Raw genomic sequence first — 26,077 nt, forward strand, 5'->3', positions numbered from 1 at the left:
CCTTAAATCTTAATCTTAAACTCAATTTTATGTTTCGATCGCACACAAACGGAGAACTATCTCTTAAAAATCTTAATGAAAAAGTAACACTTTCTGGCTGGGTACAAACCATCCGCGACAAAGGTTTTATGATTTGGATAGATCTGCGAGATCGTTATGGAATCACACAATTGGTTTGGGACCAAGACCGTTCTTCAGCAGAATTGATGGATAATGCAAAAAAATTGGGACGTGAATTCGTAATTCAGATTACAGGAAAAGTAATAGAAAGAGTAAGCAAAAACCCCAATATTCCAACAGGAGAAATTGAAATTTTAGTTGAAAAATTAGAAGTTCTTAATGAATCTCAACTGCCTCCTTTCACCATTGAAGACGAAACCGACGGTGGCGAAGAACTGAGAATGAAATACCGATACCTGGATATCAGAAGAGCTCCCGTAAGAGATAAATTGATTTTCCGTCACAAAATGGCGCAGAAAGTAAGAAATTATCTTTCAGACGAAGGTTTTATTGAGGTTGAAACTCCCGTTTTAATCAAATCTACTCCGGAAGGCGCAAGAGATTTCGTGGTTCCAAGTAGAATGAATCCTGGACAGTTTTATGCACTTCCACAATCGCCACAAACTTTCAAACAATTGTTGATGGTTGGCGGAATGGACAAATATTTCCAAATCGTAAAATGTTTCCGTGATGAAGATTTAAGAGCCGACAGACAGCCGGAATTTACTCAAATCGATTGCGAAATGGCGTTTGTAGAGCAGGAAGATATTATGAATATTTTCGAAGGAATGACAAAAGTTCTTTTGAAAGACATCACAGGAAATGATTTCCAAGATTTCCCAAGAATGACTTTCGCAGATGCGATGCAAAAATATGGAAACGACAAACCGGATATCCGTTTCGGAATGGAATTCCACGAGTTGAACGATTTAACAAAAGGAAAAGACTTCAAAATATTCGACGAAGCAGAATTGGTTGTCGGAATCAACGTTGAAGGAATTGCAGATTACACCAGAAAGCAAATCGACGAATTGGTGGATTGGGTAAAACGCCCACAGATAGGCGCAACTGGATTGGTTTGGATTAAATTCCAAAACGATGGCGTTGTAACTTCGTCTGTCAATAAATTCTATTCTGAAGACGATTTAAAGAAAATCACAGAAGAATTCGGAGCAAAAGCTGGAGATTTAATTTTCGTAATGAGCGGAAATGCTGACAAAGTGAGAACCCAACTTTCAGCGTTAAGAATGGAACTCGGAAACCGTCTTGGCTTAAGAAAAGGAAACGAATTTGCACCACTTTGGGTTGTAGATTTCCCTCTATTAGAATTTGATGAAGAAAGCGGACGTTACCACGCTATGCACCACCCTTTCACGTCTCCGAAAACCGAAGATTTCCACCTTTTGGAAACCGACCCCGGAAAAGCCAGAGCCAACGCTTATGATTTGGTGTTAAACGGAAACGAAATTGGTGGCGGTTCTATCAGAATTTTTGACAGAGATTTGCAATCGAAAATGTTTGACCTTTTAGGATTCTCAAAAGAAGAAGCAGAAGCGCAGTTCGGATTTTTGATGAACGCCTTCAAATACGGCGCTCCGCCACACGGTGGTTTGGCTTTCGGATTTGACCGATTGGTGGCGATTCTTGATGGAAATGAAGTAATCAGAGACTATATCGCTTTCCCGAAAAATAACTCTGGCCGAGATGTGATGATTGATGCGCCGGCGGCGATTCATCAGGAACAGCTGAATGAGTTGGAATTACAATTGAATTTAAAATCATAAATTAAAAGCGAGAATTTTTTTCTCGCTTTTTTTTACATCAATAATATCCAACAATTTTCCCATAAGTAAATTTGGATACATACCAAACCTTGGTATATTTAATTTTAGAAAGTAAACTCTAAAGTTATGGCTAAGAATACATCGATTTTATTGAGAGATTATTTCGACAATTTTATCAACTCTCAAATTAAAACAAGAAAATATTCTTCTGCAAGTGAAGTTGTAAGAGCTGCTTTACGAACGTTTAAACAAGAAGAAACCCAGAAATTTGAATTGATTAAAGAACTTAAAAAAGGAGAAAAATCTGGGTTTTCTGTCAATTTTAATCGTGAAAAATTTAAAGAAAATCTGCATCAAAAATAGGTTGCCTAAAAATGAATAGACAGGTCGCTCCCCTGGAGCTTTGCTTCTTGGTCATTTCATTTTTCTATTACAGTACATCCCGATGGGATATTTTACAGCTCCATTAGGAGCAAACTGTTAATAGAAAATAGTTGTTTTTAAAATTAAAGCTTCATAAGAGCGACCTATTAATTCTATCCAAAAAAATGTCAATTATTTTTAATCAAGATTAAATTCTAGAATTTATAATAAAACCTCATAGTTTTCTATAATTATGAGGTTTTCTTTCATTTAAAATCAAACATAAAAATAATTAAAATGTCTTATTTTTACTAACACACAAATCCTATGAAATCACCTTTAGAAATATTACAGCAATATTTTGGTTACAACAATTTCCGACTAGAGCAAGCAAACGCAGTTGAAAATGTAATTTCAGAATACACATCAAAATATTCCAGCTAGGAAATTTAATTAGTATAGTATTAATTACTGTATTTTAGATAATTAATATCTTTACATTACAACTTTTCATATTATTGTCATTTTAGACAAAAAATAATCTAAAAAAAAGGAAATCCCTTGAGCGTAAATATGATTTTAAAGAAATTTAACACCGAAAAAAATCAATTCTAAAAATTACTATGACAAAAACGGAATCTAATAACTCTTTAAAAATCTTAGAAATGAAAAACCTTAAACATTACAACCAACTAGACGGAGTACGTGCTATTGCCGTTATTATGGTAATGTTTTATCATTTTTTTCAAGATTTTAATTCTACCAATGAGAGTGTTCTGCTTCTGAAAAAACTCTCGCTCTTTGGAAAAACCGGAGTTTCACTTTTCTTTGTTTTATCCGGATTTCTCATTACCAGAATATTGCTGAATACTAAAGATCAACCATCATATTTCAAAAATTTCTACATCAGAAGAGCCCTAAGAATTTTTCCTTTGTATTATTTTTTCCTGATTATCTACTATTTTTTTATCCCTCTAATTACCAAAAATGCTTTTCCCCATTTTTCGGATCAAATTTATTACTGGACGTTCCTGCAAAATTTCGCATCTACTTTTGAATGGCAAAATATCGGGCCAAGCCATTATTGGTCTCTTTCCGTTGAAGAACATTTCTATTTATTCTGGCCATTCATCATCTATTTTTTACCATTAAAAAATATAAAATGGGGCATTGTAACTCTCTTTATTATTTCTGTAATCACAAGAATTGTACTCATAAAAAATAACCTCGAAGAATCTCAGTTTACCTTCGCAAGGTTTGACGAACTTGCCATCGGAGCATTACTTTCCGTACTGGAAATTGAGCAAAAACTCATCTCCAAAAACAGCACTATTTTTTTTGCACTATTTCTACTCTCTACTATTCCTTTGGGATATGTTTCATTTAAAAACGGAGATTATTCTTTGTTTGATAAAATTTCAAGGCATATTATTCTTGCAATTTTCTATGGCAGTTTTGTTTCTCTTGTAATAATTGCAAAAAACACAAGCATAATCAGCAAAATTCTGAGCACTGATTTCCTCAGATTTACTGGGAAAATCAGTTTCGGATTGTATGTTTATCATCCGCTTTGTTTTACCTTAATTTTATATTACTTACATCTCAACATCATCGGAAATTTTTTGGCGAGTTTTACTTTTGCGTATCTGATTTCCATACTTAGCTATAATCTAATAGAAAAGAAATTTCTTACTTTTAAAAGAAAATTTGCCTGAAATAAAACTGGCATTTTACTGTACGATTTATAATTAAATTTAAAACCAAAGACAAAAATTTTGGTTATTTTCTATGACTAGATTCCAATATTCTTTCTTTTTAATAAAAAGTAAAATCAAAACTTACTATTTTTACTTAAACACAAATTTTAAATGATGAAATCACCTTTAGAAATATTACAGCAATATTTTGGTTATAACAATTTCCGACTAGAGCAAGCAAACGCAGTTGAAAATGTAATTTCGAAAAAAGATACTTTTGTTTTGATGCCTACTGGTGGCGGAAAATCGCTTTGCTATCAAGTTCCGGCATTGGTTTTGGAAGGAACTGCCATAGTTATTTCACCATTAATTGCTTTGATGAAAGACCAAGTTGATGCCTTGCGCGTGAACGGAATTCCTGCTGCATACATCAATTCTTCGATGTCGGCTTATGAACAAAACGAGACTTTAAATCAATTAAAAAACCGAAAACTTAAACTTTTATATGTTGCTCCCGAAAAATTGAGCGCAGATAATGGTGCATTTTTAAAATTTTTGAATGACATCCATATTTCCCTGTTTGCGGTAGATGAGGCGCATTGTGTTTCGCATTGGGGACACGATTTTCGTCCGGATTATTTATTTCTGAATGGAATTAAAAATCAGTTTCCTAAAATCCCAATTATTGCATTAACGGCAAGTGCGGATGAAATCACGAGGAAAGATATCATCAAACAATTGAATCTCAATGAACCTTTGGTTTTGGTTTCTTCTTTTGATAGAGCCAACATCAAATATTTTGTTCAGCCAAAGCAATCTGTTCTTCAGAATATTATTCAATATCTCAATGAACATCCGAACGACTCAGGGATTGTCTACTGTTTGTCTAGAAAAGGAACGGAAGAAATGTCTAATAAATTGAAAGAAAATGGCATCAGTTCGGCTTTTTATCACGCCGGAATTTTGTCTGTAGATAGAGCTAAAGTTCAGGAAGACTTTTTGAAGGACAAAATTCGGGTAATAGTGGCAACGATTGCATTTGGAATGGGAATAGACAAGAGCAATGTGCGTTTTGTGATGCACGCAGACTTGCCAAAAAACATCGAAAGTTATTACCAGGAAACGGGAAGAGCCGGAAGAGATGGTTTGCCAAGTGAAGCCATTCTATTTTATTCAAATGCTGATGTGACGAAATTGAGAAGATTTGCAATGATAGAAGGTAATGAGGAACAATCTGAACTGATGTTGCGAAAGCTTCAGCAAATGTCTGACTTTGCAGAAATGCAAAAATGCCGAAGACAATATCTTATGGAATATTTCGGCGAAAAGCACGATGGCAATTGCAATTCCTGCGATTATTGTCTTAGTAATTTCGAGAATTGGGACGCAACGGTTGATGCTCAAAAATTACTGAGTGCTGTTTTCAGACTTAAAGAACGATACGGAAAAAATCTTATAATTGATTTTCTGAGAGGCTCCAAAAGTGTGAAAATTACAGATTTTATGCGCAGTTTGCCTACTTACGGCATTGGAAATAATCAAGATAAAAATTATTGGCAAAATCTTTTAAGACAATTGCTCATCAATGGTTTTCTAAGTGAATCGAATGAGGAGTTTTCTGTTTTAAAATTAAATGAAGAGAGCAAATTAATATTATTTAAAAATAAAAAAGTCATCTTCCAAAAAGTAAAGGAACAAGCCAAAGCCGTGACTGTCGCTGAAATAGAGACTGATTACTCAACACCCAATATCAACGCCAATGAAGATTTGTTTGCAGAACTAAGGATCTTGAGACGAGAAATCGCCGAAAGTGAAAATGTTCCTCCTTATGTTATTTTCTCCGATGCAACTTTGCTGGAGTTGTCAACTTATCTTCCCAATTCAAAAGAACAATTGAATGAGATAAGTGGTTTCGGAGCTTTTAAAATTGAAAAATATGGTGAGATTTTTCTTCCCACGATTATTGAATTTTGCCAGAATAATAATTTGAGCAGTAAAATTTCAGAGAAAAAACCTAAGAAGAAAACGCCTTCCAAAAGCACCAAAAAGTACGAAGCTGGAACTTTTACCATCACTTTTCAAATGTTTAAAGATGGAAATAGTGTAGAAGAAATCGCTAAAACGAGAAATCTATCTATCAACACCATCCAAAATCATTTGGTAAATTTTGTAGCAGTAGGAACAATAAAGCCAAATGAATTGATGGATGTTAACAAAATAGAACCCATAATAGAACTTGCAAAAACACAATCAATTCCTTCATTAAAATCTATAAAAGATGAATTAGGTGATGATTTTTCTTATTTTGAAATTCATATTGCGATAGCTTATCATCAATCTCAGCAATAAAAAAAATATTAATATCGGATATCATTAATTTATATAATATACGATATTAAAATAAAGTTGTAATTTTGTGGAATGAAATGGCAAGAATATCCATATCACTTTGAAGGTTTAGAAAAACAACTTGAAAGAATTCTGCAGAAAAAAGCAGAGTTAGACAAGTTGCGCCCAATTCCTACTTATGCATTGAAAAGCATTAAAGAAAGTTTGATGATAGAATGGACCTACAATTCTAACAGTATCGAGGGGAATACTTTAACACTGCAAGAAACAAAAATGGTGATAGAAGAAGGATTCACCATTAAAGGAAAATCTTTGCGAGAACATTTCGAAGCTGTAAATCACCAAGAGGCGATTGAATTGGTAGAAAGCTTAGTATCGGATAGCTATATTTTGAAAGAAACCGATATTTTGAACATCCACGAACTGGTTCTCCAAAAAATTGAAAAAGATTTTGCCGGACGATTCAGAACATCGGGAGTAAGGATTTCCGGAGCCAATTTCGTTCCGCCTAACGCCTTGAAAATAGATGATTATATTACAGAATTAACAGATTGGGCAAATAGTTCTGACCTAAATATCGTCTTGAAATCTGCCATTTTTCACCATCGTTTTGTTTGGATTCATCCTTTTTTTGATGGGAATGGAAGAACGGCAAGGCTGTTATTTAATTTGTTGCTTATGAAAGAAGGTTTTCCGCCTGCCATCATCCTGAAAAACGACCGTAAAAAATATTATGACGCTTTGAATTCTGCTAATAATGGGAATTATGCAAAATTGGTATTGCTCATTTTACAAGCTTTGGAAAGGAGTTTAAATATCTATTTAGGAAGTCTTAATAACACTTATGATAATTACCGCTCAATTTCAGACATTGTGGAAGAGGAAAAGCTCCCTTACGGCCAGGAATATGTGAGCCTCTTGGCAAGAAAAGGAAAAATAGACGCTTTCAAAGAAGGCCGAAATTGGATGACGACGAAAGAAGCCGTTTTAGATTATATTGATAATCGCGATCGAAAAAGGATTTTGAAAAAACACTAGATACAGAAAGCGAGGATTTTATCTTCGCTTATCTATTTAGGGCAATTTCGCTACCAAAAATTCTGGTGACAATTTTAAAATCCAGTAGATGATCTTCCATTTCCAATTGGGAACGATTGTGAAGGAGTTTCCTGCATTCACAATATGGCTTGCAACATAATCTGGCTCCATTAAAAGGTTTTTATTGAGTTCCAAACCTTCGTTTATTTTTGTGTTGATATATCCACTGACCAATACATTGACCGTAATATTCCTATGCGACAATTCTTGTCTTAAGCCGGCCAAATAAGTTGTAAAAGCAGCCTTTGTACTTCCGTAAACGAAGTTGCTTTTTCTTCCTCTCACTCCGGAAAGTGAAGATAAACCGATGATTCTTTCTAAATTTTTGTTAGACTTGTCCATTGCCACAATATTCAGAATAGAAACTCCTCCTATGTAGTTCACCTGCATCATTTGCTGAGTTCCTTTAAAATCATTTAAAGCGTCTGAATTTTCCACTAAAAATCCTGCAGCGTAAACAACAATATGAGGTTTTATAGGAAGATGATCATAAAATTTCTGGTGTGAATCAAAATTTGCTGCATCGAAATACAAAACAGTCATTTTTGATGGATTTATATTTTTTACTTTAATAAAATCTTCAAGTGATTTCGTATTTCTAGAAGCTACAATGATTGAAAATCCTTTTTCAATATATTGAATGATGCATTGTTTGGCAACATCCGAGTTTGCACCGAGAATAAGAACGGTTTTGTTTGTGTTTTGATTCATTATGCAAAGATATTTTATAAACCCAAGGAACACAAATACGTTTCTTAAAACTTATATGAAACTTAATATTTCCAATGAAATCAGTAATAAATTTGCTAAAATCTCTTTCCTAAAATCATTCACTCCATTTTGTTGTGTATGACGATAAAAAAAGAATCGGCGCGGTGAACAAATTTCACCGCGCCGATTAGCAATATATTGTAAAACTAAAAATTATTTCTTTTCAGTTTCTATAACTTCTTTTTTGTCTGTATTTGCTGTAGCTTTATCACCAAATCTAGTAGCTGTAAACTCTCTTGAGATAGCCGCTTTCTCGAATTTTAGTTTTCCGGATAATGTTTCAATAACAATTCCGTCTTCCTGAATTTGGGCAATCCTTCCGTGAAGACCAGAAGTAAGCACTACTCTGCTTCCCACTTTCAAATCTTCTTGAAATTTTTTCTCTTGCTTTTGTTTTTTCATCTGAGGTCTGATCATCAGAAAATAAAAACCAACAATCATAGCCACCATCATGATTGGCATCATATAAGGATTGCTATTGGGTGCTGCTTGTAAAAATATTGTTAACATAGCTAATTATTTAGGTTCAATATTGGCATTGAACGTTAGTTTTATAGGAGCCTTTTCTACATTTGCATATACATCTGCAAACTTCTGAACTGCACCATCAAAAGTTGAAGAATCAAAACTTAGTGTGATTTTCCCTTTTTTACCTGGTAAAATTGGTTCTTTTGTAAATTCTGGAGCTGTACAACCGCAACCTGGTTTAACTTCAGAAATAACCAACGGATTTTTTCCCATATTGGTAATTTCATAAACGTGGCTTACTTTATCTCCTTTTTTTATTTTCCCAAAATCGAAATTACTTTCAGAAAGAGCAATAGTGGTGATGGGTGAAGACGAAGCAGTAGCTGGTGTGCTTTCTCCAGAAACCATAGGAGCTATAGAATCTTGAGCGGGTGCTACAGTAGAGTCTGCATTTGTATTTAATGCTGTTGGTGTTTCTTTAGTTTCTTTTTTACATGAAACCAAACCCAATCCTATTACCGACAATGCGATGATTGATACTGTTTTTTTCATTTTAAATGTATTAATTTCTGTTTAGATCTTTGCAGTATTTATCTAGAATACCATTGATGAATATATTTGATCGGTCGGTTGCAAATACTTTTGCTATTTCAATATATTCATTGATGATTACTCTTGAAGGAGTAAGAGGGAATTTATCCAATTCTGTAATAGCGGTTGCCAAAATCACTTTATCCATCAAAGCAATTCTTTCAAGATCCCAGTTTTCGAGTCTTTCGCTTAATTTCTTCTCGTTGTTTTCCCAATCGTTTAAAGTTTCACGAATCAATTTTGAAGCAAAATGCTTATCTTCTTCATCTTTGATCATTTTAATCAAAGTTTTACTTTCGTCATTTTCTTTTAAGAATCCAATCGTTTTTTGTACCATAGAGTTGGCAATATGAAGATCGTCTGACCAAGTAAGCTCTCTATCTTCTACATATCCATGGAAATCGTCATTTTCTGCGATATATCTTAAGAATAATTTACCTATGAATTTTTGGTCTTCTTCAAAAGAATAACCATCTTCTTTCATAAAATCCTGATATCTTTTCCCGGCTGTAATTCTTTGGAACGTTTTTACCAGAAGATCATCATGCAAATCCCACTTCAAATCTTTGTGCTGACCAGAGAAAAATAATCTCTCAGGATTTTCTTCAAGCTTTTTCAGGATTTGGTTGCTGATAAATTTTTGATTAGGATTAATATCTGAATCTGTTTTCAAATATTTGTTTTTACTGATCTCTATTTGGTTTTCGGCAAGGTCTTTCAACGCTACCAAAAAATTGAGTTCATAAATATAAAGATGATAAATTTTTTCTATAGAAGAGAACATATTTTTCTCTAATACATCAAATTTTATCGGGTTTTGGCAATACGAATACACCGATTCTACAACTTTCTCACGGATTTGTCTTCTTCCTAACATTCAAAGAGCTTTTTATGACTGCAAAGATATGAAATTTAAAATTGATGAAATTCGTAGAGTGAAGCTAATTTTGTAATTTTGTAAAACTTTATGAAAGCGCTAAAAACATTAAATCCATATTTCTGGAAACACAGAATACTCCTTTTTTGGGGATTACTTTTTATCATCGCAAGTAATTTTTTTAATATTTACAAGGTACAGTTTATCGGTAAATCTGTAGACGAACTTACCAAAGGCGGACATCTGGGATTCAACAAGCAGGTTCTTGTTTACGTTGCCATCATCGTTGGTTGCTCTCTTCTTACAGGTATTTTCACTTTTATGATGCGACAGACCATCATTGTTGCTTCTAGAAGAATTGAATACGAGCTTAAAAATAAAATCTACAGACATTACCAAGATCTTTCGCTTACAGATTACAAACAAACCACCATCGGAGATTTAATGAACAGGCTGAGCGAAGATGTTGTAGCAGTGCGAATGTATCTAGGCCCCGGCGTGATGTATGTGGTCAACCTCATTATTTTATTAATTATCACGAGTATTTACATGCTCACTACAGATGTTTCTATGACATTGTGGACTTTACTTCCTCTTCCGATTTTATCTTATGTGATTTTTAAAGTAAGCTCAATCATCAATCAAAAATCTAAAATAATGCAGAAAAGCCAATCTGGCATTTCTACTTTTGTACAAGACAGCTTTTCGGGAATAAGAGTAGTGAAATTTTTTGCTAAAGAAAGCTATATTAAAAAAAATTATGGCGCCAAGGTTTCCGATTATCAAGACAAAGCTTTAGATTTAGCAAAAACTGAGGCTTATTTCTTTACCATCATTTTATTTGTTATTGGGCTGCTAAATGTTGTGGTAATTTTAGTTGGTGGACAAAAATATATCGCCGGAGAGCTTTCTGTAGGTAAAATTGCAGACTTCTTTATGTACATCAATATTTTAATTTGGCCGTTTTCAATGGTGGGTTGGGTAACATCTGTTAATCAACGTGCAGACGCATCAATGGAAAGAATCAATGAGTTTTTGGATAAAAAATCTGAAATCTCAAATACCAATTTTGATGAATACAAAATTAAAGGAGATATTGAGTTCAAAAACGTATCTTATACTTACCCTAATACAGGAATTAAAGCATTAGAAAATTTAAGCTTCAAAATAGAAGCAGGAAAATCACTTGCCATCATGGGTAAAACCGGAAGCGGCAAATCTACCATTGCCCTTCTTCTCTGCAGGCTGATAGATCCTACATCTGGAGAAATTTTTATTGACGGTAAAAACCTTAAAGACCACAATTTAAAAAATTACAGAGATCACATTGGCTATACACCTCAGGAAAGTTATCTTTTTTCTGATACCATAGAGCACAACATCGGTTTTGCAATAGATAATCCTTCACACGAAAAAGTAGTAGAATATGCTAAAATAGCAGATGTAGACAAGAACATTATCAAGTTTAAAGATCAGTACAAAACAACAGTAGGCGAACGTGGGGTAATGCTTTCTGGCGGCCAAAAGCAAAGAATATGTATTGCAAGAGCATTAATCAAAAATCCTCGCATAATCATTTTTGATGATTCCCTTTCAGCTTTAGATACGGAAACAGAACAGAATATTCTTGAAAATATTGAACGGAAAATCAAAAATGCAACATCGATTATTATTACACACAGAGAATCTAGCGCACAACGAGCAGATAAAATCATTTACCTTACTTAAATTGACAATTCTGCAAGCGGTTAACAGTTTCTTTCATAATTGTTAAATAAATCATAAAAAAAATTTCGTGGTTAAAAGAAAACTTTTATATTTGTTCTAAACAAGATTAAAAATTTATCTAATAATGAGTGATTATAAGGAACGCCATGAAAATGAAATTTTCACGAAGGTGTTAAAGGCAGGAAGAAGGACGTATTTCTTTGATGTTCGCGAGACTAAAGCGGGAGATTATTATCTGACGATTACCGAAAGTAAAAAGAATTTCGGAGACAATGGTGAAGCAACTTTTGAGAAGCATAAAATCTATCTTTACAAAGAAGATTTCAAGAATTTCCAAGATATGTTTAATGAATCTACAGACTTTATCATCAACGAAAAAGGAGAAGATGTAATCTCTGAAAAGCACGATAAAGATTTCAAAGGAAGAACATTTACAATAGAATCTGACGAGGAAATTTAATCTCAGAAAAAATTAGAAAAATAGACAGCATCTTTAAAGGATGCTTTTTTTTGGGATCCACTATTTGGATAAAATCTTTACAAGTAAATATAAAAAAAAAGTACACTTTAAAAGTGTACTTTTTTAGGGTGAATGAGGGGTCTCGAACCCCCGACCTCCGGAACCACAATCCGGCGCTCTAACCAACTGAGCTACAATCACCGTTTTTCGTGGTGCAAATATAGGAAAGATATTTTAATTACAAAACTATTCCGTCAAAATTTTTCATTGCAATTAACTTTTCCGTTGTAAAGCCTTCTGCATACGTTACACCAGACAATCTTCCTAGGTCTTGTGCGCGGTAAGTTAAGCTTTCATAAAAATCTTTTGAGGTAATTGGCGTCTCTGGTTCTGTAGATTTTGGATCGTAAAACTGAGTTTTGAATGCCATACACGCTTCAATTTTCTTATCTAGATGCTCGGAAATATCAATAACGAATTCAGGCTTCACATCCTTCCACTGTATATAATGGTAAATTTGTTTCGGCCTCCAAGCCTCCTGCGATTGCCCGCTGAGTACAGTTTCAATTTTTCTAAGCCCAGATAAAAAGCACGCATCAGACTCTAATTTCGCCGCTTTGGCGTGATCTGGATGTCTATCATCAATGGCATTAGCTAAAACGATTTCTGGTCTGTATTTGCGAATCATTTTTACGAGTTCTATTTGATATTCTTCAGAATTAACCAAAAACCCGTCTTTGAAACCCAAATTTTCTCTTGCCGCCACACCCAGAATTTTGGCAGCTTCAGCAGCTTCTTCTTTTCTTGTTTGGTCTGTTCCTCGGGTTCCCAATTCTCCTCTCGTTAAATCTACGATAACACAAGTTTTTCCTTCTGAGATTAGTTTAGCTATTGTTCCACCACAACCCAATTCTACATCATCTGGATGTGCGCCAAAGGCAAGTATGTATGTTTTCATGATTCAAAGATAATTACTTTAATATAATTTATAAAAAAAGAGACTGCTTAAAAAAACAGTCTCTTGAATTTATTCTAATATAATCTAAAAATTATTTAGATAAGCTTTCTTTCAACTTCACCGCATCTGGTGTAGAAAAAGTTTCGATAGACTTTGTAATATACTGTAAGCTTTTCGCTTTATCACCTTTGGTTAAGTTAGCCAGATTATAGTAAACAGTAGAGAGGGTTTCCTTACCTTTTTCCTTTTCTTCAGGAGTCTTTGTAGCCAATGTAGAGATATATCTTTCGTAAGAAGCTATTGCATTTTCTGCATCACCTGCTTTTTGGAAAGCATATCCTAAACCATAGTAACCAGATTCCCAAGTTGGAAGAACCTCTGTAAGTTTTTGCCATGCATAAGCAGAGCCTTTCCAGTTTTCAACGTTTTGGTATTCTGTAGCTAATGAATACAAAGCATCTGAATCTTTAGGATCAGCAAGCAATTTCTTGTTTAAAGCATCTATAGTAGCATTCGTTGGCCCATCTGCCGGAGCAGTAACTTTCACAATAGTTTTTTTGGCACCACTTGCGATTTCTAGCTCTTCATCCCAGTTGAATGTATCGTCTTTAGCTGCTTTTGCAATCGCTACTTTTGCTTTTGCATCTGCCAACATTGCTTGATCGTTGTTTGCTTTTGCCAAACCTGCCTGAATAAGACCAAGAAGACCAGTATCACTAGGTTGCATTCTAGATTTCTCAGCTTTAGACATAAAAGTTTCAATATTCGTTTTTGCTGAAGCATAATCTTTTTTCTGATAATCAAGATAAGCTTTGATTCTATATTTAATAGGATCTTGAACTTTATCAAAAACTGAATTTAAAGACGATCCTGCGCCTTCAAAATCTTTAGACAAAAATGCCAATTTTGCATAATCCAGAACTGTATCTGGATCATTATCAGCTAACGAAAGGTATTTTTTGTAGCTCGCTGAAGCTTGAGGCCAATCTTGATAAATGCTATACAATGTACCCAAAGATTTATATGCCGGAGAGAAACCAGGATCTGCTGCTACAGCTTGATCAAGATTAGTTTTTGCTTTGGCATAAGCCTTGGCATTCATCCAAAGTGCTCCCATTCTTGTGTACACTACAGCTTTAGATTTTGCAGATGGCAAAGCTTTTTCAAAAGCAGTCATTGCATTACCATAGTCTACACCATTTTTAGTTTGTACACCCAGTGCACTGTATGCATCACCTAAATTATATAAATAAGATGCCGGTGTTCCAGATTTCTCAGATTTTTCTACAGCCTTTTTCAATAATTCAATAGCTAGTCTAGGATCGCTATTTTTTTCATATTTTACTAAAGTTTTACCTGCTTCAACCAACAAATCATTGTCTTTCTCGCGAGAATCTTTCACGATTGCATTAATCTCAGCGATTGCAGAAGCTTTATCTCCTTTACCTAATTTTACAGATGCTAAACCTAGTCTGCTATAGAAAGATTTTTTTGCATCTAAAGCTAATCCTTTATTAAAAGCTTCTGTAGCTTTAGCAAAATCAGGCTCAGCCTGAGACAGATACGTATTTCCTAAATAGAAAAAGTTTTTATCAGTAGGTTCTTTGGCTACCAATTGGGTAAATACCTCTTTAGCTTGACCAAATTTGTAGCTTTCAACCAAGTTTTCACCTTGTTGAGCACTCTGCGCATAAGCAACATTTAAAAAAGAAAATGCAGCAATTCCTCCTAATGCTAATTTTTTAGATATTCCAACTCTTATTTCCATTGACATATTTTTGAAATTATAATTATTTTAAATTTTACCTTAAATATTTTATCAATTATCAGACCATTCAGTATATTATTCCGTAATCTTCACTTCTCTCGGAATGATATAAAAAGGCTGTAATCCTTGTTTCTTAACGATGATTTGCCCAGGTTGTGAACAAGAAAATCTTACAAAACCGTTCCCTAACCCAAAATAAGGCTCATTTGTAATGAAGTATAAGACTCTTGTGAAAGGGTAAGAATTATTTTTCAAAGTTTGCGGCGTGATGCTGATAGTCTTTCCTGCAGAATTACTGATCGGAAGTACATTTACTAATTCACGAAACATTTTAGATTCTGTATTGTGAGGTCGACTTATCGAATTATAGCCAACAACACCGATACTGTTTGGGTATTTATTGATTTGCTTAATGATTTCTTCGTTATTAGGAAGTGAAGAATATTTTAAATCATTAGGCGAGATCCCTAGTCGTTTAGCGATAAAACTCGTATTCGCAGAATTTGACCCATCAAATATTAATGAATTTTTACCGTCTAAAAGTCTGCTTTTTATCTCGTCTATCGATAGTTGACTTAATGATGAAGTCTTTGAAACTATAAATACCAAACCATCTGCTGCAAATCTTGCTGGCTCTACTTCTGCATTGAATTTTTGTTTAAAAGCCGTCTTTTCATCGTCTGTTAGCTCACGAGACATTACAATTACTCTCGCTTTATTGTGCAGAAGATCCTGTAGTGCTACATTTTCTTTTTTGGTGACAAAATTAATTTTTGTTTTAGGATAAAAAAGCATGTAACGGTCTTTCAAAACCCTTGTTACATTTTCAAAAGACTCGTCGGCTACTACTGTTATAGTCCCCGATTGTGGAGAATCTGTAGTATCTTTAGAACATGATATGAAAAATGATAATAAGAGAAGCAGGTATGCGAAATTTTTATTCATCTTGGTCTGATTTTTTTATTTGATAATAGCCTCTGGCAATTCTAAAAATACCATAACCTATCAGCACAGCACCTAAAGCGTATGCAGTAATTTGCTCTAGCGGAAATACAATAAACGCTTTGTAAATAATGGTAAATATGCCTACAAGAATATAGCATAAACCCACCAAAATTGATAAATATCTAAACAACATATAGCAAAAATACTAAAATAATATCAGTATGAAAGTTAAAAAAAGTTAATAAAAAAGAGCAACAAAATAAATTGTTGCTCTTTTTATATTTAATTAAGAATCAAGCTATTCGAAAGCCATTTTTAATGGTAATCTAAATCTAGATCTTACATAATCTCCTTGCATTTTTCCTGGAGTCCATTTTCCTTTGATTCCTCTGATGGTTTTCTCTGCTTCTTTGTTAAAAGCTGAGTTTGAACCAGTAGCTCTCACGTCAGAAATTGTACCATCTCTTTCTACAACGAAACTGATACTTGAACTTATAGTTTCACCAAGACCTTCAAAATCCGACTGATCGAAGTTGTCTCCTACCAATCTTCTGAATTTCTCAATACCACCGATAAAATCAGCTTGTTGCTCAAGACCTCCTTCAATAATCTTATTAGGATCTGCTTTAGGAGCTTCTACTGCTTTACCAGCACCAGTATCTTTTGGTGGTGGTGGCTGTACAAAAGCTGTTGTTTTTTCACCTTTTTGATCTGCTGTACCTATCGTGGTATCTTTGGTTTCCTCCATTTTCTTTGGCGGCTCCTCTCTTTTAGGATTTGGTTTTGGCTCAGGAATCATATCCTTCACAATCTCCACTTTTGGTGGCTCCACTGGTGGTGGAGGTGGTGGAGGTGGTGCCTTTATTTCTTCAGGTGGCGGAGGCAAATCTTTGATATCATCTAAATTTACTTCCACAATCTTTTCTTCTTTTGCTTTCTCCTGAGTCATTTTCAAATATAAAAATGGGCCCACTACAAGAAGAACAAAAATAAGAGTACCTAAAAGAAATGCCTTTGTAAGCAATGATCTATACGCCAATCTAAGGTCGTACGCACCATACTCTTTATTTCTGCGTTCAAATACCACCTCATCAAGAGTAGGAGTTGTAGCAGTATAATTATCTGTTGACATACTTTTTAATTTAAAATATTAAACAACTTATTTATTTCCAACTTTTTGGTCATAAACAGTTTTTTCCCAAGGCTTTACCTCACCGATACCATAGTGATCAGTCTTAGTAATCGCCATTTCATCTAAGATATCTACAAAGTTTTCATAAGTAGAATCATCGGTAGGCTTGATGATAATAGTAAAAATCTCAGGTTTCTTAGCTCTAGCTTTTGCTGTTGCTATAACTTTCGCAATGTCTTCAGAATCTAAGGTTGATGGGGTCAACTTGCTCGGATCTGTAAGACCTGTTTGGTCATACTGGTGATAATACATTTTATCGTCTTTTCCTAAAAGAAATGTAATTGCGTTTGATAAATCAATCTCAGGTTTATCAGTTTCCGGTTGGTTAATTGGTGGTTTGGCCGGCAACTTCATATCCATAATATTGGGTTTGCTGAAAGTTGTGGTAAACATAAAGAATGTAATCAACAAGAAACCTAAATCTACCATGGGAGTCATATCAACTCTGGCATTGTGCTTTTTGGATCTTACCTTGCCGCCTTTGCCGCCTTTTTCTTGTACTTGTACTTCTGCCATTATTCGCTTTTTTAATCCGACTACTCAGAAGAAGTAATCAGTACAAATTTATAAAACTGTATTTCTTTCAATCCGTCAAAGAGAGCTTTGAATTGTGGATATTGTGCTTTAGCATCCCCTTTAATGGCTAATTTAGCTTGTGGGTTTGCCTGTAAAGAATATTTTACCCAGCTGGTTAATTCTTTATTCACAGAATCCATAGGAACCGAAATTCCTTTGATCTCTTGTCTCACATCTTCCGGCTTATCTAAATAAGAAGGAAGCTGTTTCATAGCAACACCGATGGCACTTGCATTTTTAAATGCTTTTTTCTGAGCTTCTGAAAACCCAACTCTATATTCACCAGCCATTAAATCGAGAACTGTTTCTCTCTCACTTGGTGTAGTAGTAGGTGTAAAGAAGAATCTTCCATCCGGAGTTACACTTATCGTCATCAAGTTGGTATCATCCAACTTTTGTGTTGAAACTGAAGATGGCGTAGTAATCTGCTCTGCATCCGGCTTTTTAAATTGCGTTGTAAGGATGAAGAACGTAAGGAGCAGGAAAGCAACGTCGCACATTGCCGTCATATCCGTAACTACCCCGTGTCTTTTTGGTTTGACTCTCGCCATATTAAATATTTATAAAATTTAACAAAATAAGATTGTGTCTGTTTGCAGACCAGATTCAAGTATTAGTTGAATTCTGCAAAAGATTGCTGAATGCTTAATCCTATTTCGTCTATTTTATAAGTTAATCCATCAATTTTAGATGTAAAATAGTTGTAAAGGATAATTGCAATCGCAGAAGTACCAATACCTAAAGCTGTATTAATCAATGCTTCAGAGATACCTGTAGATAGAGCAGCAGCATCTGGAGATCCTCCACCTGCACCTAATGCAGCAAACGCCTTAATCATACCAAGTACAGTTCCTAAAAGTGCAATCAAAGTTGCTACTGTACCTAAAGTAGAAAGAATCATCATGTTCTTCTCTAGCATTGGCATTTCTAAAGTAGTAGCTTCTTCTAAAGACTTGCTTAATGCAACCAATTTTTGCTCTTTATTTAAAGTAGCATCTTTCTCAAGAATTTTATAAGTAGTAAGACCTTCTTTTACAACATTTCCAACAGAACCTTGCTGTCTGTCGCACTCTTCCAAAGCTTCGTTAATTTGGTTTTTGTTCAGATACGTTCTGATTGTTGTTACGAAGTTGTCTAAGTTGTTTTTACCGCTTGCTCTTCCTAAGATTAAAGCTCTCTCGATAGAAAACACCAAAACCGTGATCATAAATGTAAGCAAGATTGGAACTACAGGTCCTCCTTTGTAAACAATACCCATCATTGAACCTTCAGCTGGTTCAATTTTTTTACCTTCCACATCGCTTAAAGCAACAGATAATGCACCTTTAAACTTCTCAGTATGCTGGAAGTTTGAAGGATTACCCAACACAAACATATAGATAGCAACTCCAATTACGAATAATACAGGAATTACAATAGCAGGGTTTAGACCGCTCTTCTTTTTAGCAACTACTTGCTCTTCATTTTTTGAAACATTCATTTCCATATTTAACTAAATTATATTGTTTAAAATTTTTGAGATTGTAAAATAAAGATAAAATAATTTAACTTGCAAGAGACATAAATAAACATTTTGTATTTTTAGGATAACAAATAATTAATCTGTTTTTATTTTGCTAAAAATAAGATATTATTTTATCAATATTCTACTAATGAACTACAAAACATTGAATATTTAAAAAATTTAAAGTCTAATTTTTTAAAATGTTCCAATGTTAAGTTTTTTTTAAATTACAATATTGACTATTCTTTTGGGTACAACAATGATTTTTTTCGGAGTTTTACCCTCCAAAATCTGTTCCATTTTCTCATTTTGAAGCACTAAACTTTCCACTTCTTTCGGAGAAAGTTGTGCAGACAGTGAGATTTTGAATTTGGTTTTCCCGTTAATACTAATTGGATACTCTATTTCGTCTTCTTCAAGGTACTTTTCGTCTAGTATAGGGAATCTTACATATTCAATAGATTCTTTTTTACCCATTAAACTCCAAAGTTCTTCGCAGATGTGAGGTGCATAAGGAGAAATGACAACAGCAAGTGGTTCTAAAATATTACGCTTATTACATTTCAATTTCTGCAATTCGTTTACAGCAATCATAAATGAAGAAACAGAAGTGTTGAAAGAGAAATTTTCTATATCATAAACCACTTTTTTTATTAAGCTATGCAATACTTTATATTCTGCTTTCGTAGGTTCCTCATCTGATACTTCAAAAACCTCTCCATTAAAATGTAAATTCCAGAATTTTTTTAAGAAACCGTAAACTCCACTAAGACCTTGCGTGTTCCAAGGCTTAGATTGTTCCAACGGACCTAAGAACATTTCATACAATCTTAGACCGTCTGCTCCATATTCTTCACAGATGTCATCAGGATTTACAACATTGTATTTTGATTTAGACATTTTTTCTACTTCACGGCCTGTAATGTATTTACCATCTTCCAAAATAAATTCTGCATCAGCATAATCTGGTCTCCAGGCTTTGAAAGCTACAGTATCTAATTCGTCAGATGTTCCTTTCAGTAAAGATACATCTACGTGAATTGCCTGAGTTTTATGTTCGTTTATCAAATTTTTAGAAACAAATTGATTAGTTCCTTCAATTCTATAAACAAATGCACTCATCCCCAAAATCATTCCCTGATTAATCAACTTTTGGAAAGGCTCATCCTGATTAATATACCCTCTGTCTTTTAAGAACATATTCCAGAAACGAGAATATAATAAGTGACCGGTTGCATGTTCGCTACCTCCAATATATAAATCTACTTGTCCCCAATAGTCTGAGAGTTCTTTTTTAGCAAAAACCTCATCGTTATTAGGATCCATATATCTCAGGAAATACCATGAGCTTCCTGCCCAACCCGGCATTGTAGATAATTCTAATGGGAAAACGGTTTTGTTATCAATTAAATCTGTTTCAACCACTTTTTGATTTGCTTCATCCCAGGCAAAAGTTTTTGCATTTCCTAATGGTGGGTCGCCATCTTCTGTCGGTAAATATTTTTCTACTTCAGGAAGCTCCAAAGGCAAAGCAGAAGTTGGCAAGGTGTAAGGCATTCCTTCTTTATAATAGATAGGAACTGGCTCTCCCCAATATCTTTGTCTTGAGAAAATCGCATCACGCTGTCTATAATTTGTAGTTCCGTGACCGATTCCTTTGTTTTCTATCTCAGCAATTATTTTAGATTTGGCTTCATTATAATTTAATCCATTTAAAAAGCCTGAGTTTACACAAACTGAATCTTTAGAATCAAAAGATTTTTCTTGAACGTCTTCATCATTTTCTACAACTTTTTTAATTTCTAAATTAAATTTCTTTGCAAATCTATGATCGCGCTCGTCATGTGCTGGGACTGCCATTACCGCTCCCGTTCCATAGCCCATCAAAACATAATCTGAAATATAGATCGGCATTTTTTCTCCACTAAACGGATTGATGGCATAACTTCCCGTGAAAGCACCCGAAACGTTTTTCACGTCTGCCATTCTATCACGTTCTGTTTTTTTGGACGTTTCTTCTATATAAGAATCAACCTCAGCTTTTTGTTCTGCGGTTGTGATGTTTTCTACTAAAGGATTTTCTGGAGCCAAAACCATAAAAGTTGCCCCGAAAATAGTATCTGGTCTTGTGGTAAAAACTTCTATAGAGTTGTTGGCTGTTGCTTGTTGGTTGTTGGCTTCTTGTTCATCAACTAAAAACCTTACCTGTGCGCCTTGTGATTTCCCGATCCAATATTCCTGAGAATCTTTCAATGGTTGTGGCCAGTCTAGAGTTTTCAGGCCTTGCAATAATCTTTCTGAGTATGCAGAAATTCTCATGCTCCACTGCATCATTTTCTTTTGGAAAACAGGGAAACCTCCTCTTTCAGATTTTCCGTCCTTGATTTCGTCGTTGGCTAAAACGGTTCCTAAAGCAGGGCACCAGTTCACTGTTGTTTCAGCTCGGAAAGACAAACGGTAATTTAATAGAATATCTTCTTTATCGATTTCGGAAGCAGACTTCCATTCTTCTGCTGTGAAATTTAATTCTTCGTTTTGATTGGCATTTACCCCTTCTGTTCCTTTTTCTTCAAAATGTTTAATCAACGTTTCGATAGATGCTGCCTGATCAGTATCTTTATTATACCAAGAATTGAACAATTCAATAAAAATCCATTGCGTCCATTTATAATAGGAAGCATCAGAAGTTCTTACCTCCCTGCTCCAATCGAATGAAAAGCCAATTTTTCTTAATTGTTGTTCATATCTAGTAATGTTTTGCTCTGTTGTAATAGCAGGATGCGTTCCTGTTTGAATTGCATATTGCTCAGCCGGAAGCCCGAAACTATCATAACCAACCGGATGAAGAACATTAAACCCTTGATGTCTTTTATATCTTGCATAGATATCTGATGCAATATACCCAAGCGGATGACCTACATGAAGCCCTGCTCCGGATGGATATGGAAACATATCGAGAACATAAAATTTCGGTTTGTCTGTGTTATTGGAAGTTTTGTAGGTTTGATTGTCTTCCCAGTATTTCTGCCACTTTTTTTCTATCTGCTGATGATCGTAAAACACTTTATTTATAGATATTAGATGTTATATTTTGGATATTAGATTTTACAGTTCTAATATTAATTTTCACAAAAATAATGATTTTAAAAGAAATAAGAGTTAAAATAGCTTAAGGTAAAAACAAAAAATCTCATCCGGAGATGAGACTTGATATTGTAAATAAAATATATTCAACAATTATTGTGGAATTCTCTTAAAAGAATACGTTACTGTTTTATATACTGTAGGATCTGTGGTATCTTCTATCATCACATTCAATGCGTCTGCATCTAGTTTTGTAATTTTACCTTTATCAGAAACAACGGTTCCCTGGTACTTTAATTCTATTGTTTTAGCATCTTTATTATAATTATAAGAGAAAGTACGGTTTGAAGTTTGGGCACAAACTACGGGCGAAACTCCAGACTCTTCAAAAGTTGTACGTGTACCAGAACTATTTTCTTTAAAAACCCATCTTGCTTGGCGCTGACATGTACTGTAGGTAACCAAGTCACTAAAACCAGCACCATTGGCCGGAACTTCTGTTCTCACTTCTGTCAACGGCTGCCAAGTTCCTACCAAAGGGACATCGGGAGCTGTAGTTTCGTCGTCTTTACAAGCTGTAGTTGTAGTGGCAAAAAGAGCTAATCCTGCAAATAATAATGCTAATTTCTTCATAGAACATTTTTTCAAGGGCTAAAATTATGATTTTTTTTAAATATTTCGTTATTTTTTTTGATTTTTGGAATCATATTTTACATTTTCTTGTGATTTTGGTTTATTTAAACACATTTTAAAAAGTTTATCTTTGTACAAAAAGCTACAAATGCCTGAAGTTTCCATCATCACTCCCTGCTATAATTCTTCAAAATTTCTGAAAGAAACTATAGATTCAGTTCTCAATCAAACTTTTACCGATTGGGAATGGCTGATTACTGATGATTGCTCTCAAGACGATTCTGCAGAAATCATTAAAACCATTTCAGATCCGAGAATTATTCTCCATGTTGCAGAAAAAAACGGTGGCGCTGGTCATGCAAGAAATATTTCGCTAAGAAAAGCTTCCGGAAGATTTATTACTTTTTTGGATGCTGATGATTTTTGGAATCCAGAATTTTTGGAAGAGATGGTGAACTTTATGAAAAAGGAAAATGCGGAACTTGCGTACTCCAACTATGCAAGATGTGATGAAAATCTCAATCCAATAATAGAAGACTTCAAGGCTGATAAAACCGTAACATTTGAAAATTTGCTTAAAACCTGCAGGCTTTCACTTCTTTCATCTATGTATGATTCTAAAAGAGTTGGCATAGAATTTTTCCCAGAAGGAAGCAAGCGTGAAGATCATGTAATGTGGCTGAATCTTTTGAAGAAAATCTCTGAAGGAAAAGCTTTGCCGAAGACTATGGCAAAATACAGAATGCATGCATCGAGTATATCCAGAAAAAAACAAAATATTGTAAAAGATCAATATTTGGTGTACAAAGATTTTATGAAATTCTCTACAGTAAAGTCTTTGTATTACACTGCCAATTGGGCGTTTAACGGATTTTTGAAATACTCTAAAATATTTAATTAATGGAATATTCTAAAGAATTTAAAGCTGCACTAAGTGTACTTACACCTACCGAAAAGGATAAATTAATTTTCAGATTATTGAAAAAGGATAAAATCTTGTCTAAAAAACTTTATTTTGAATTGATTGATACTGAAACTACCGATCAAAAGCGGGATGCAATGGAAGAGTACATCAAAGAAAAGGTAGAATCTATCTCGAAACATATTAGTAATCAAAAATATTTTGTTGTTTTAATCCGGAAAATAAGTGCTGAAATTACGGAGCATGTAAAAGTAACGACCGATAAATTTGGAGATGTTACCTTGAATCTTTTTCTCATCAATCAGATTTTAGAATCCAATGACAAACTCAGCAGACAAAGGTTTAATGACATATATAAATTGTATCTATACATCATCAATAAAGTAGTAAAAGCCTTGTCGTTAACTAAAAAACTAAATGAAGATTATTGGTTGGAAATTGACAAATATCTCTCTGAATTGCACGCCAAAATCACATCGAATGTTTACCTTGAAAAACTTTTCATCAATAATGGAATAGACTTCAATTGGCTGACTATAGAAAGAATTCCGGATCATTTTGACTTAATCATTAAAGATATTAAAAGTCAGGGATTTCTAAAGTGATAAAATTTTCTTTACAATTAATTCTGTTGAATTGGGTTGTTCAGAGACAAATTTCCCAGCATTTTCTGACCTAGTTTCTAATTCTTCATTATTGTTTAAAAGGAAAAGAACAAACTCTGCGGCTTCATTTTCATGCTCAAAAGATTTTCCACCATCAGATTTTATTAAATCATCTGCTTCTGGATTTTTCTTATACTGGTTCCCGAAAATCACAGGAACACCAAAGGTAGCCGCCTCAAGAATATTATGCAAACCAGAATCTTGAAAACCGCCTCCCACAACGGCAATATCAGCATAAGAATACAATCTTGATAGCAAACCAATACTATCAATGATAAGTGTTTGAGAGTTCGAGGATTCGAGGGTTTGAGAATTTTTTAAATCGCTGTAAAGAATTGCATTAGGAAAAATTGCTTTTAAGTTGTTAACTCTTTTTAAATCGTGCGGTGCAATGATTAATTTTACATCTTGATCTTTTTCAAAAATCATTTTGGCTAATTTCTCTTCTGCTTGCCAAGAACTTCCAAAAACAATTGCTTTTTCGTTTCCTATAAATTCTTTGATGTAATCTACGTGATTATCACGATTTTTCTGATATTTCACCCTGTCAAATCTTGTATCGCCAGTGACAGACGATTTTTGCAAACCAATACTTTTAGCCAAAAGATAAGAATGCTGAGTCTGATGAAAGAACCAATCAATATTTTTTTGTAACTGATTTACAAACCATCTTCCATAGGAAGTGAAGAATGATTGCCTTTCATAAAACAATGCTGAAATCACCAATATTTTTGTTTTTCTTTTTTTCAGTTGATTTAAAAGATTATACCAAAAATCGTATTTTACAGTAAAAAAAAGTTTAGGCTGAAATGCATTTAAAAACTCTTCTAAATCTGAATTTCGATCGAACGGAAGATAACAGACGGCATCTGCTATTGTGTTTTTTTTAACCACATTTTCATAGCCGGAAGGTGAAAAAAAAGTCACCAAAATTTTATATGAAGGAAACTGGTCTTTCAGCTTTTCTAAAACAGGCAAACCTTGTTCGTACTCGCCTAAACTTGCTGCATGCATCCACAAAACCTCCTCTTTGGGAGAAAACTTAGATTGTACAATATGTAGAGATTGCCTTCTCCCTACAATGCCTTTTTTAGTTTTTGCATTGAACAATGAGAAAACCTTCATTCCGAAAATGAGAAGTTGAATGAATATGTTGTAAAGGAATTTCAATTTTATATTTTAGATGTTTCAGATTTGCTTTCTTTAATCATTCTGAAGATGTGTATTCCCATTATAATAAACAAAAGGGCTAACAAAATAAACACGGCATTGCTCATTTCCTGCAATTTACCTTGCGCAATAAGAATACTTTCCACTACTGTATCTGCTAGCAAAAGCAATATAGGAAACAATATGCTGTATGCGAAAAGTTTCAGGCTTTCTTTATTCCGATAAGAATCGGGAACATTCAACAGTGGTGAATTGGGATCTCTAGGAATACCTAAAAGCAGTAAAAATACAAATGTAGCAATCCCCGGCAAAAACCAGATTGCCCCCTTTTTACTTTCTCCATCTACATTTCCGTTAACTGCAAAATGAGAAGGAACGGCCTCCGGTAGCCCCGCATAATTTGCTCCTACGAAAACCCAAATAAAAACAAGAAGTATAATATTTATGCTGAAAAGTAAATTTGAAGTTTTCATC

Annotated in this window: 25 protein-coding genes and 1 tRNA gene; 9 read left to right on the top strand and 17 right to left on the bottom strand. The window is 34.1% G+C overall.

The genetic code is table 11. The features are described from left to right. Positions 1 to 29: 29 nt before the first annotated feature. The 5 genes from aspS to BW939_RS11355 all read left to right on the top strand — a co-directional run bounded on the left by aspS (position 30) and on the right by BW939_RS11355 (position 7,231). Positions 30 to 1,784 (top strand): aspartate--tRNA ligase, encoded by a 1,755-nt coding sequence (gene aspS, locus BW939_RS11335; RefSeq protein ID WP_076452135.1) that lies wholly within the window; start codon positions 30 to 32, stop codon positions 1,782 to 1,784. Between the two features lie 126 nt (positions 1,785 to 1,910). Further along, positions 1,911 to 2,147, top strand: a complete 237-nt coding sequence (locus tag BW939_RS11340; protein WP_076452136.1) for a type II toxin-antitoxin system ParD family antitoxin — start codon at positions 1,911 to 1,913, stop codon at positions 2,145 to 2,147. A 665-nt stretch (positions 2,148 to 2,812) separates the two neighbouring features. Then, on the top strand, positions 2,813 to 3,862 hold the full coding sequence (locus BW939_RS11345) for an acyltransferase family protein (RefSeq protein WP_159439269.1): 1,050 nt from the start codon (positions 2,813 to 2,815) through the stop codon (positions 3,860 to 3,862). A gap of 156 nt (positions 3,863 to 4,018) precedes the next feature. Continuing rightward, positions 4,019 to 6,193 (top strand): DNA helicase RecQ, encoded by a 2,175-nt coding sequence (gene recQ, locus BW939_RS11350; RefSeq protein WP_076452224.1) that lies wholly within the window; start codon positions 4,019 to 4,021, stop codon positions 6,191 to 6,193. A 72-nt stretch (positions 6,194 to 6,265) separates the two neighbouring features. Beyond that, complete coding sequence (locus BW939_RS11355; protein WP_028123041.1) at positions 6,266 to 7,231, top strand: Fic family protein; 966 nt, start codon at positions 6,266 to 6,268, stop codon at positions 7,229 to 7,231. Between the two features lie 36 nt (positions 7,232 to 7,267). Here the strand turns inward: BW939_RS11355 and BW939_RS11360 are convergent, their stop codons facing one another. From BW939_RS11360 to nusB, 4 genes are all read right to left on the bottom strand, one after another. Further along, positions 7,268 to 8,002, bottom strand: coding sequence for an SDR family NAD(P)-dependent oxidoreductase (locus BW939_RS11360; protein ID WP_076452138.1), 735 nt, complete (start codon positions 8,000 to 8,002; stop codon positions 7,268 to 7,270). Positions 8,003 to 8,215: 213 nt separating this feature from the next. Beyond that, positions 8,216 to 8,572, bottom strand: coding sequence for a preprotein translocase subunit YajC (gene yajC / locus BW939_RS11365; RefSeq protein ID WP_076452139.1), 357 nt, complete (start codon positions 8,570 to 8,572; stop codon positions 8,216 to 8,218). Positions 8,573 to 8,578: 6 nt separating this feature from the next. Further along, positions 8,579 to 9,082, bottom strand: a complete 504-nt coding sequence (locus BW939_RS11370; RefSeq protein ID WP_076452140.1) for a DUF1573 domain-containing protein — start codon at positions 9,080 to 9,082, stop codon at positions 8,579 to 8,581. Between the two features lie 10 nt (positions 9,083 to 9,092). After that, positions 9,093 to 9,998 carry a transcription antitermination factor NusB gene (gene nusB, locus BW939_RS11375; protein ID WP_076452141.1) on the bottom strand — a complete coding sequence of 302 codons (906 nt, stop codon included), beginning with the start codon at positions 9,996 to 9,998 and terminating at the stop codon, positions 9,093 to 9,095. A 90-nt stretch (positions 9,999 to 10,088) separates the two neighbouring features. Between nusB and BW939_RS11380 the strand changes: the two genes are divergently transcribed. Continuing rightward, positions 10,089 to 11,726 carry an ABC transporter ATP-binding protein gene (locus tag BW939_RS11380; protein WP_076452142.1) on the top strand — a complete coding sequence of 546 codons (1,638 nt, stop codon included), beginning with the start codon at positions 10,089 to 10,091 and terminating at the stop codon, positions 11,724 to 11,726. Between the two features lie 124 nt (positions 11,727 to 11,850). Then, entirely contained in the window at positions 11,851 to 12,186 is a 336-nt protein-coding gene (locus BW939_RS11385; RefSeq protein WP_076452143.1) for a DUF3276 family protein, read from the top strand. A 126-nt stretch (positions 12,187 to 12,312) separates the two neighbouring features. On the opposite strand, the gene BW939_RS11390 is transcribed toward BW939_RS11385, so the two are convergent. From BW939_RS11390 to BW939_RS11440, 11 genes are all read right to left on the bottom strand, one after another. Further along, a tRNA-His gene (locus tag BW939_RS11390) sits at positions 12,313 to 12,388 on the bottom strand. A 36-nt stretch (positions 12,389 to 12,424) separates the two neighbouring features. Then, the gene (gene bshB1 / locus BW939_RS11395) at positions 12,425 to 13,144 is read right to left on the bottom strand and encodes a bacillithiol biosynthesis deacetylase BshB1 (protein ID WP_076452144.1); all 720 of its coding nucleotides are present in this window, start codon (positions 13,142 to 13,144) and stop codon (positions 12,425 to 12,427) included. Between the two features lie 91 nt (positions 13,145 to 13,235). Next, entirely contained in the window at positions 13,236 to 14,912 is a 1,677-nt protein-coding gene (locus BW939_RS11400) for a tetratricopeptide repeat protein (protein ID WP_076452145.1), read from the bottom strand. Positions 14,913 to 14,987: 75 nt separating this feature from the next. After that, positions 14,988 to 15,857: a PstS family phosphate ABC transporter substrate-binding protein gene (locus BW939_RS11405; RefSeq protein WP_076452146.1), complete on the bottom strand. Its 870-nt coding sequence runs from the start codon at positions 15,855 to 15,857 to the stop codon at positions 14,988 to 14,990. Continuing rightward, a complete protein-coding gene (locus tag BW939_RS11410) occupies positions 15,850 to 16,050 on the bottom strand; it encodes a C4-dicarboxylate ABC transporter (protein WP_084566648.1) in 201 nt (66 codons plus the stop codon). Before BW939_RS11410 ends, BW939_RS11405 begins: the two co-directional genes overlap by 8 nt. A 105-nt stretch (positions 16,051 to 16,155) precedes the next feature. Continuing rightward, positions 16,156 to 16,989, bottom strand: coding sequence for an energy transducer TonB (locus tag BW939_RS11415; RefSeq protein WP_076452147.1), 834 nt, complete (start codon positions 16,987 to 16,989; stop codon positions 16,156 to 16,158). A gap of 27 nt (positions 16,990 to 17,016) precedes the next feature. Continuing rightward, positions 17,017 to 17,565 carry an ExbD/TolR family protein gene (locus tag BW939_RS11420; RefSeq protein ID WP_076452148.1) on the bottom strand — a complete coding sequence of 183 codons (549 nt, stop codon included), beginning with the start codon at positions 17,563 to 17,565 and terminating at the stop codon, positions 17,017 to 17,019. 20 nt (positions 17,566 to 17,585) lie between these two features. After that, positions 17,586 to 18,176, bottom strand: a complete 591-nt coding sequence (locus BW939_RS11425) for an ExbD/TolR family protein (protein ID WP_076452149.1) — start codon at positions 18,174 to 18,176, stop codon at positions 17,586 to 17,588. A gap of 62 nt (positions 18,177 to 18,238) precedes the next feature. Continuing rightward, a complete protein-coding gene (locus BW939_RS11430; RefSeq protein WP_076452150.1) occupies positions 18,239 to 19,111 on the bottom strand; it encodes a MotA/TolQ/ExbB proton channel family protein in 873 nt (290 codons plus the stop codon). A 240-nt stretch (positions 19,112 to 19,351) separates the two neighbouring features. Further along, positions 19,352 to 22,192, bottom strand: coding sequence for a leucine--tRNA ligase (leuS, locus tag BW939_RS11435; RefSeq protein WP_076452151.1), 2,841 nt, complete (start codon positions 22,190 to 22,192; stop codon positions 19,352 to 19,354). A 174-nt stretch (positions 22,193 to 22,366) separates the two neighbouring features. After that, complete coding sequence (locus tag BW939_RS11440; protein WP_076452152.1) at positions 22,367 to 22,846, bottom strand: lipocalin family protein; 480 nt, start codon at positions 22,844 to 22,846, stop codon at positions 22,367 to 22,369. A 148-nt stretch (positions 22,847 to 22,994) separates the two neighbouring features. Between BW939_RS11440 and BW939_RS11445 the strand changes: the two genes are divergently transcribed. Together BW939_RS11445 and BW939_RS11450 are read left to right on the top strand one after the other, a co-directional pair. After that, positions 22,995 to 23,747: a glycosyltransferase family 2 protein gene (locus BW939_RS11445; protein WP_076452153.1), complete on the top strand. Its 753-nt coding sequence runs from the start codon at positions 22,995 to 22,997 to the stop codon at positions 23,745 to 23,747. Then, the gene (locus BW939_RS11450; protein WP_076452154.1) at positions 23,747 to 24,373 is read left to right on the top strand and encodes a deoxyuridine 5'-triphosphate nucleotidohydrolase; all 627 of its coding nucleotides are present in this window, start codon (positions 23,747 to 23,749) and stop codon (positions 24,371 to 24,373) included. The genes BW939_RS11445 and BW939_RS11450 overlap by 1 nt, the downstream gene beginning before the upstream one ends. On the opposite strand, the gene BW939_RS11455 is transcribed toward BW939_RS11450, so the two are convergent. Beyond that, positions 24,365 to 25,603, bottom strand: coding sequence for a 3-deoxy-D-manno-octulosonic acid transferase (locus BW939_RS11455; RefSeq protein WP_076452155.1), 1,239 nt, complete (start codon positions 25,601 to 25,603; stop codon positions 24,365 to 24,367). The two genes, BW939_RS11450 and BW939_RS11455, sit on opposite strands and share 9 nt — an antisense overlap. A 2-nt stretch (positions 25,604 to 25,605) precedes the next feature. Beyond that, complete coding sequence (locus BW939_RS11460) at positions 25,606 to 26,076, bottom strand: DUF1648 domain-containing protein (protein WP_076452156.1); 471 nt, start codon at positions 26,074 to 26,076, stop codon at positions 25,606 to 25,608. Between the last annotated feature and the right edge of the window lies 1 nt (position 26,077).

Origin of the sequence: Chryseobacterium piscicola, assembly GCF_900156685.1 — a bacterium.
Classification (GTDB): Bacteria; Bacteroidota; Bacteroidia; order Flavobacteriales; family Weeksellaceae; genus Chryseobacterium; species Chryseobacterium piscicola.

Bases quoted from the DNA above. Each gene is read 5' to 3' on its own strand.
- recQ (WP_076452224.1), top strand. From the start codon at position 4,019: ATGAAATCACCTTTAGAAATATTACAGCAATATTTTGGTTATAACAAT.
- BW939_RS11355 (WP_028123041.1), top strand. From the start codon at position 6,266: ATGAAATGGCAAGAATATCCATATCACTTTGAAGGTTTAGAAAAACAA.
- BW939_RS11415 (WP_076452147.1), bottom strand. From the start codon at position 16,989: ATGTCAACAGATAATTATACTGCTACAACTCCTACTCTTGATGAGGTG.
- BW939_RS11460 (WP_076452156.1), bottom strand. From the start codon at position 26,076: ATGAAAACTTCAAATTTACTTTTCAGCATAAATATTATACTTCTTGTT.
- BW939_RS11380 (WP_076452142.1), top strand. From the start codon at position 10,089: ATGAAAGCGCTAAAAACATTAAATCCATATTTCTGGAAACACAGAATA.
- BW939_RS11410 (WP_084566648.1), bottom strand. From the start codon at position 16,050: ATGTTGTTTAGATATTTATCAATTTTGGTGGGTTTATGCTATATTCTT.
- BW939_RS11430 (WP_076452150.1), bottom strand. From the start codon at position 19,111: ATGGAAATGAATGTTTCAAAAAATGAAGAGCAAGTAGTTGCTAAAAAG.
- BW939_RS11425 (WP_076452149.1), bottom strand. From the start codon at position 18,176: ATGGCGAGAGTCAAACCAAAAAGACACGGGGTAGTTACGGATATGACG.
- aspS (WP_076452135.1), top strand. From the start codon at position 30: ATGTTTCGATCGCACACAAACGGAGAACTATCTCTTAAAAATCTTAAT.
- BW939_RS11405 (WP_076452146.1), bottom strand. From the start codon at position 15,857: ATGAATAAAAATTTCGCATACCTGCTTCTCTTATTATCATTTTTCATA.
- BW939_RS11440 (WP_076452152.1), bottom strand. From the start codon at position 22,846: ATGAAGAAATTAGCATTATTATTTGCAGGATTAGCTCTTTTTGCCACT.
- BW939_RS11370 (WP_076452140.1), bottom strand. From the start codon at position 9,082: ATGAAAAAAACAGTATCAATCATCGCATTGTCGGTAATAGGATTGGGT.
- BW939_RS11400 (WP_076452145.1), bottom strand. From the start codon at position 14,912: ATGGAAATAAGAGTTGGAATATCTAAAAAATTAGCATTAGGAGGAATT.
- BW939_RS11420 (WP_076452148.1), bottom strand. From the start codon at position 17,565: ATGGCAGAAGTACAAGTACAAGAAAAAGGCGGCAAAGGCGGCAAGGTA.
- BW939_RS11360 (WP_076452138.1), bottom strand. From the start codon at position 8,002: ATGAATCAAAACACAAACAAAACCGTTCTTATTCTCGGTGCAAACTCG.
- BW939_RS11340 (WP_076452136.1), top strand. From the start codon at position 1,911: ATGGCTAAGAATACATCGATTTTATTGAGAGATTATTTCGACAATTTT.
- BW939_RS11445 (WP_076452153.1), top strand. From the start codon at position 22,995: ATGCCTGAAGTTTCCATCATCACTCCCTGCTATAATTCTTCAAAATTT.
- BW939_RS11385 (WP_076452143.1), top strand. From the start codon at position 11,851: ATGAGTGATTATAAGGAACGCCATGAAAATGAAATTTTCACGAAGGTG.
- nusB (WP_076452141.1), bottom strand. From the start codon at position 9,998: ATGTTAGGAAGAAGACAAATCCGTGAGAAAGTTGTAGAATCGGTGTAT.
- bshB1 (WP_076452144.1), bottom strand. From the start codon at position 13,144: ATGAAAACATACATACTTGCCTTTGGCGCACATCCAGATGATGTAGAA.
- yajC (WP_076452139.1), bottom strand. From the start codon at position 8,572: ATGTTAACAATATTTTTACAAGCAGCACCCAATAGCAATCCTTATATG.
- BW939_RS11345 (WP_159439269.1), top strand. From the start codon at position 2,813: ATGAAAAACCTTAAACATTACAACCAACTAGACGGAGTACGTGCTATT.
- BW939_RS11450 (WP_076452154.1), top strand. From the start codon at position 23,747: ATGGAATATTCTAAAGAATTTAAAGCTGCACTAAGTGTACTTACACCT.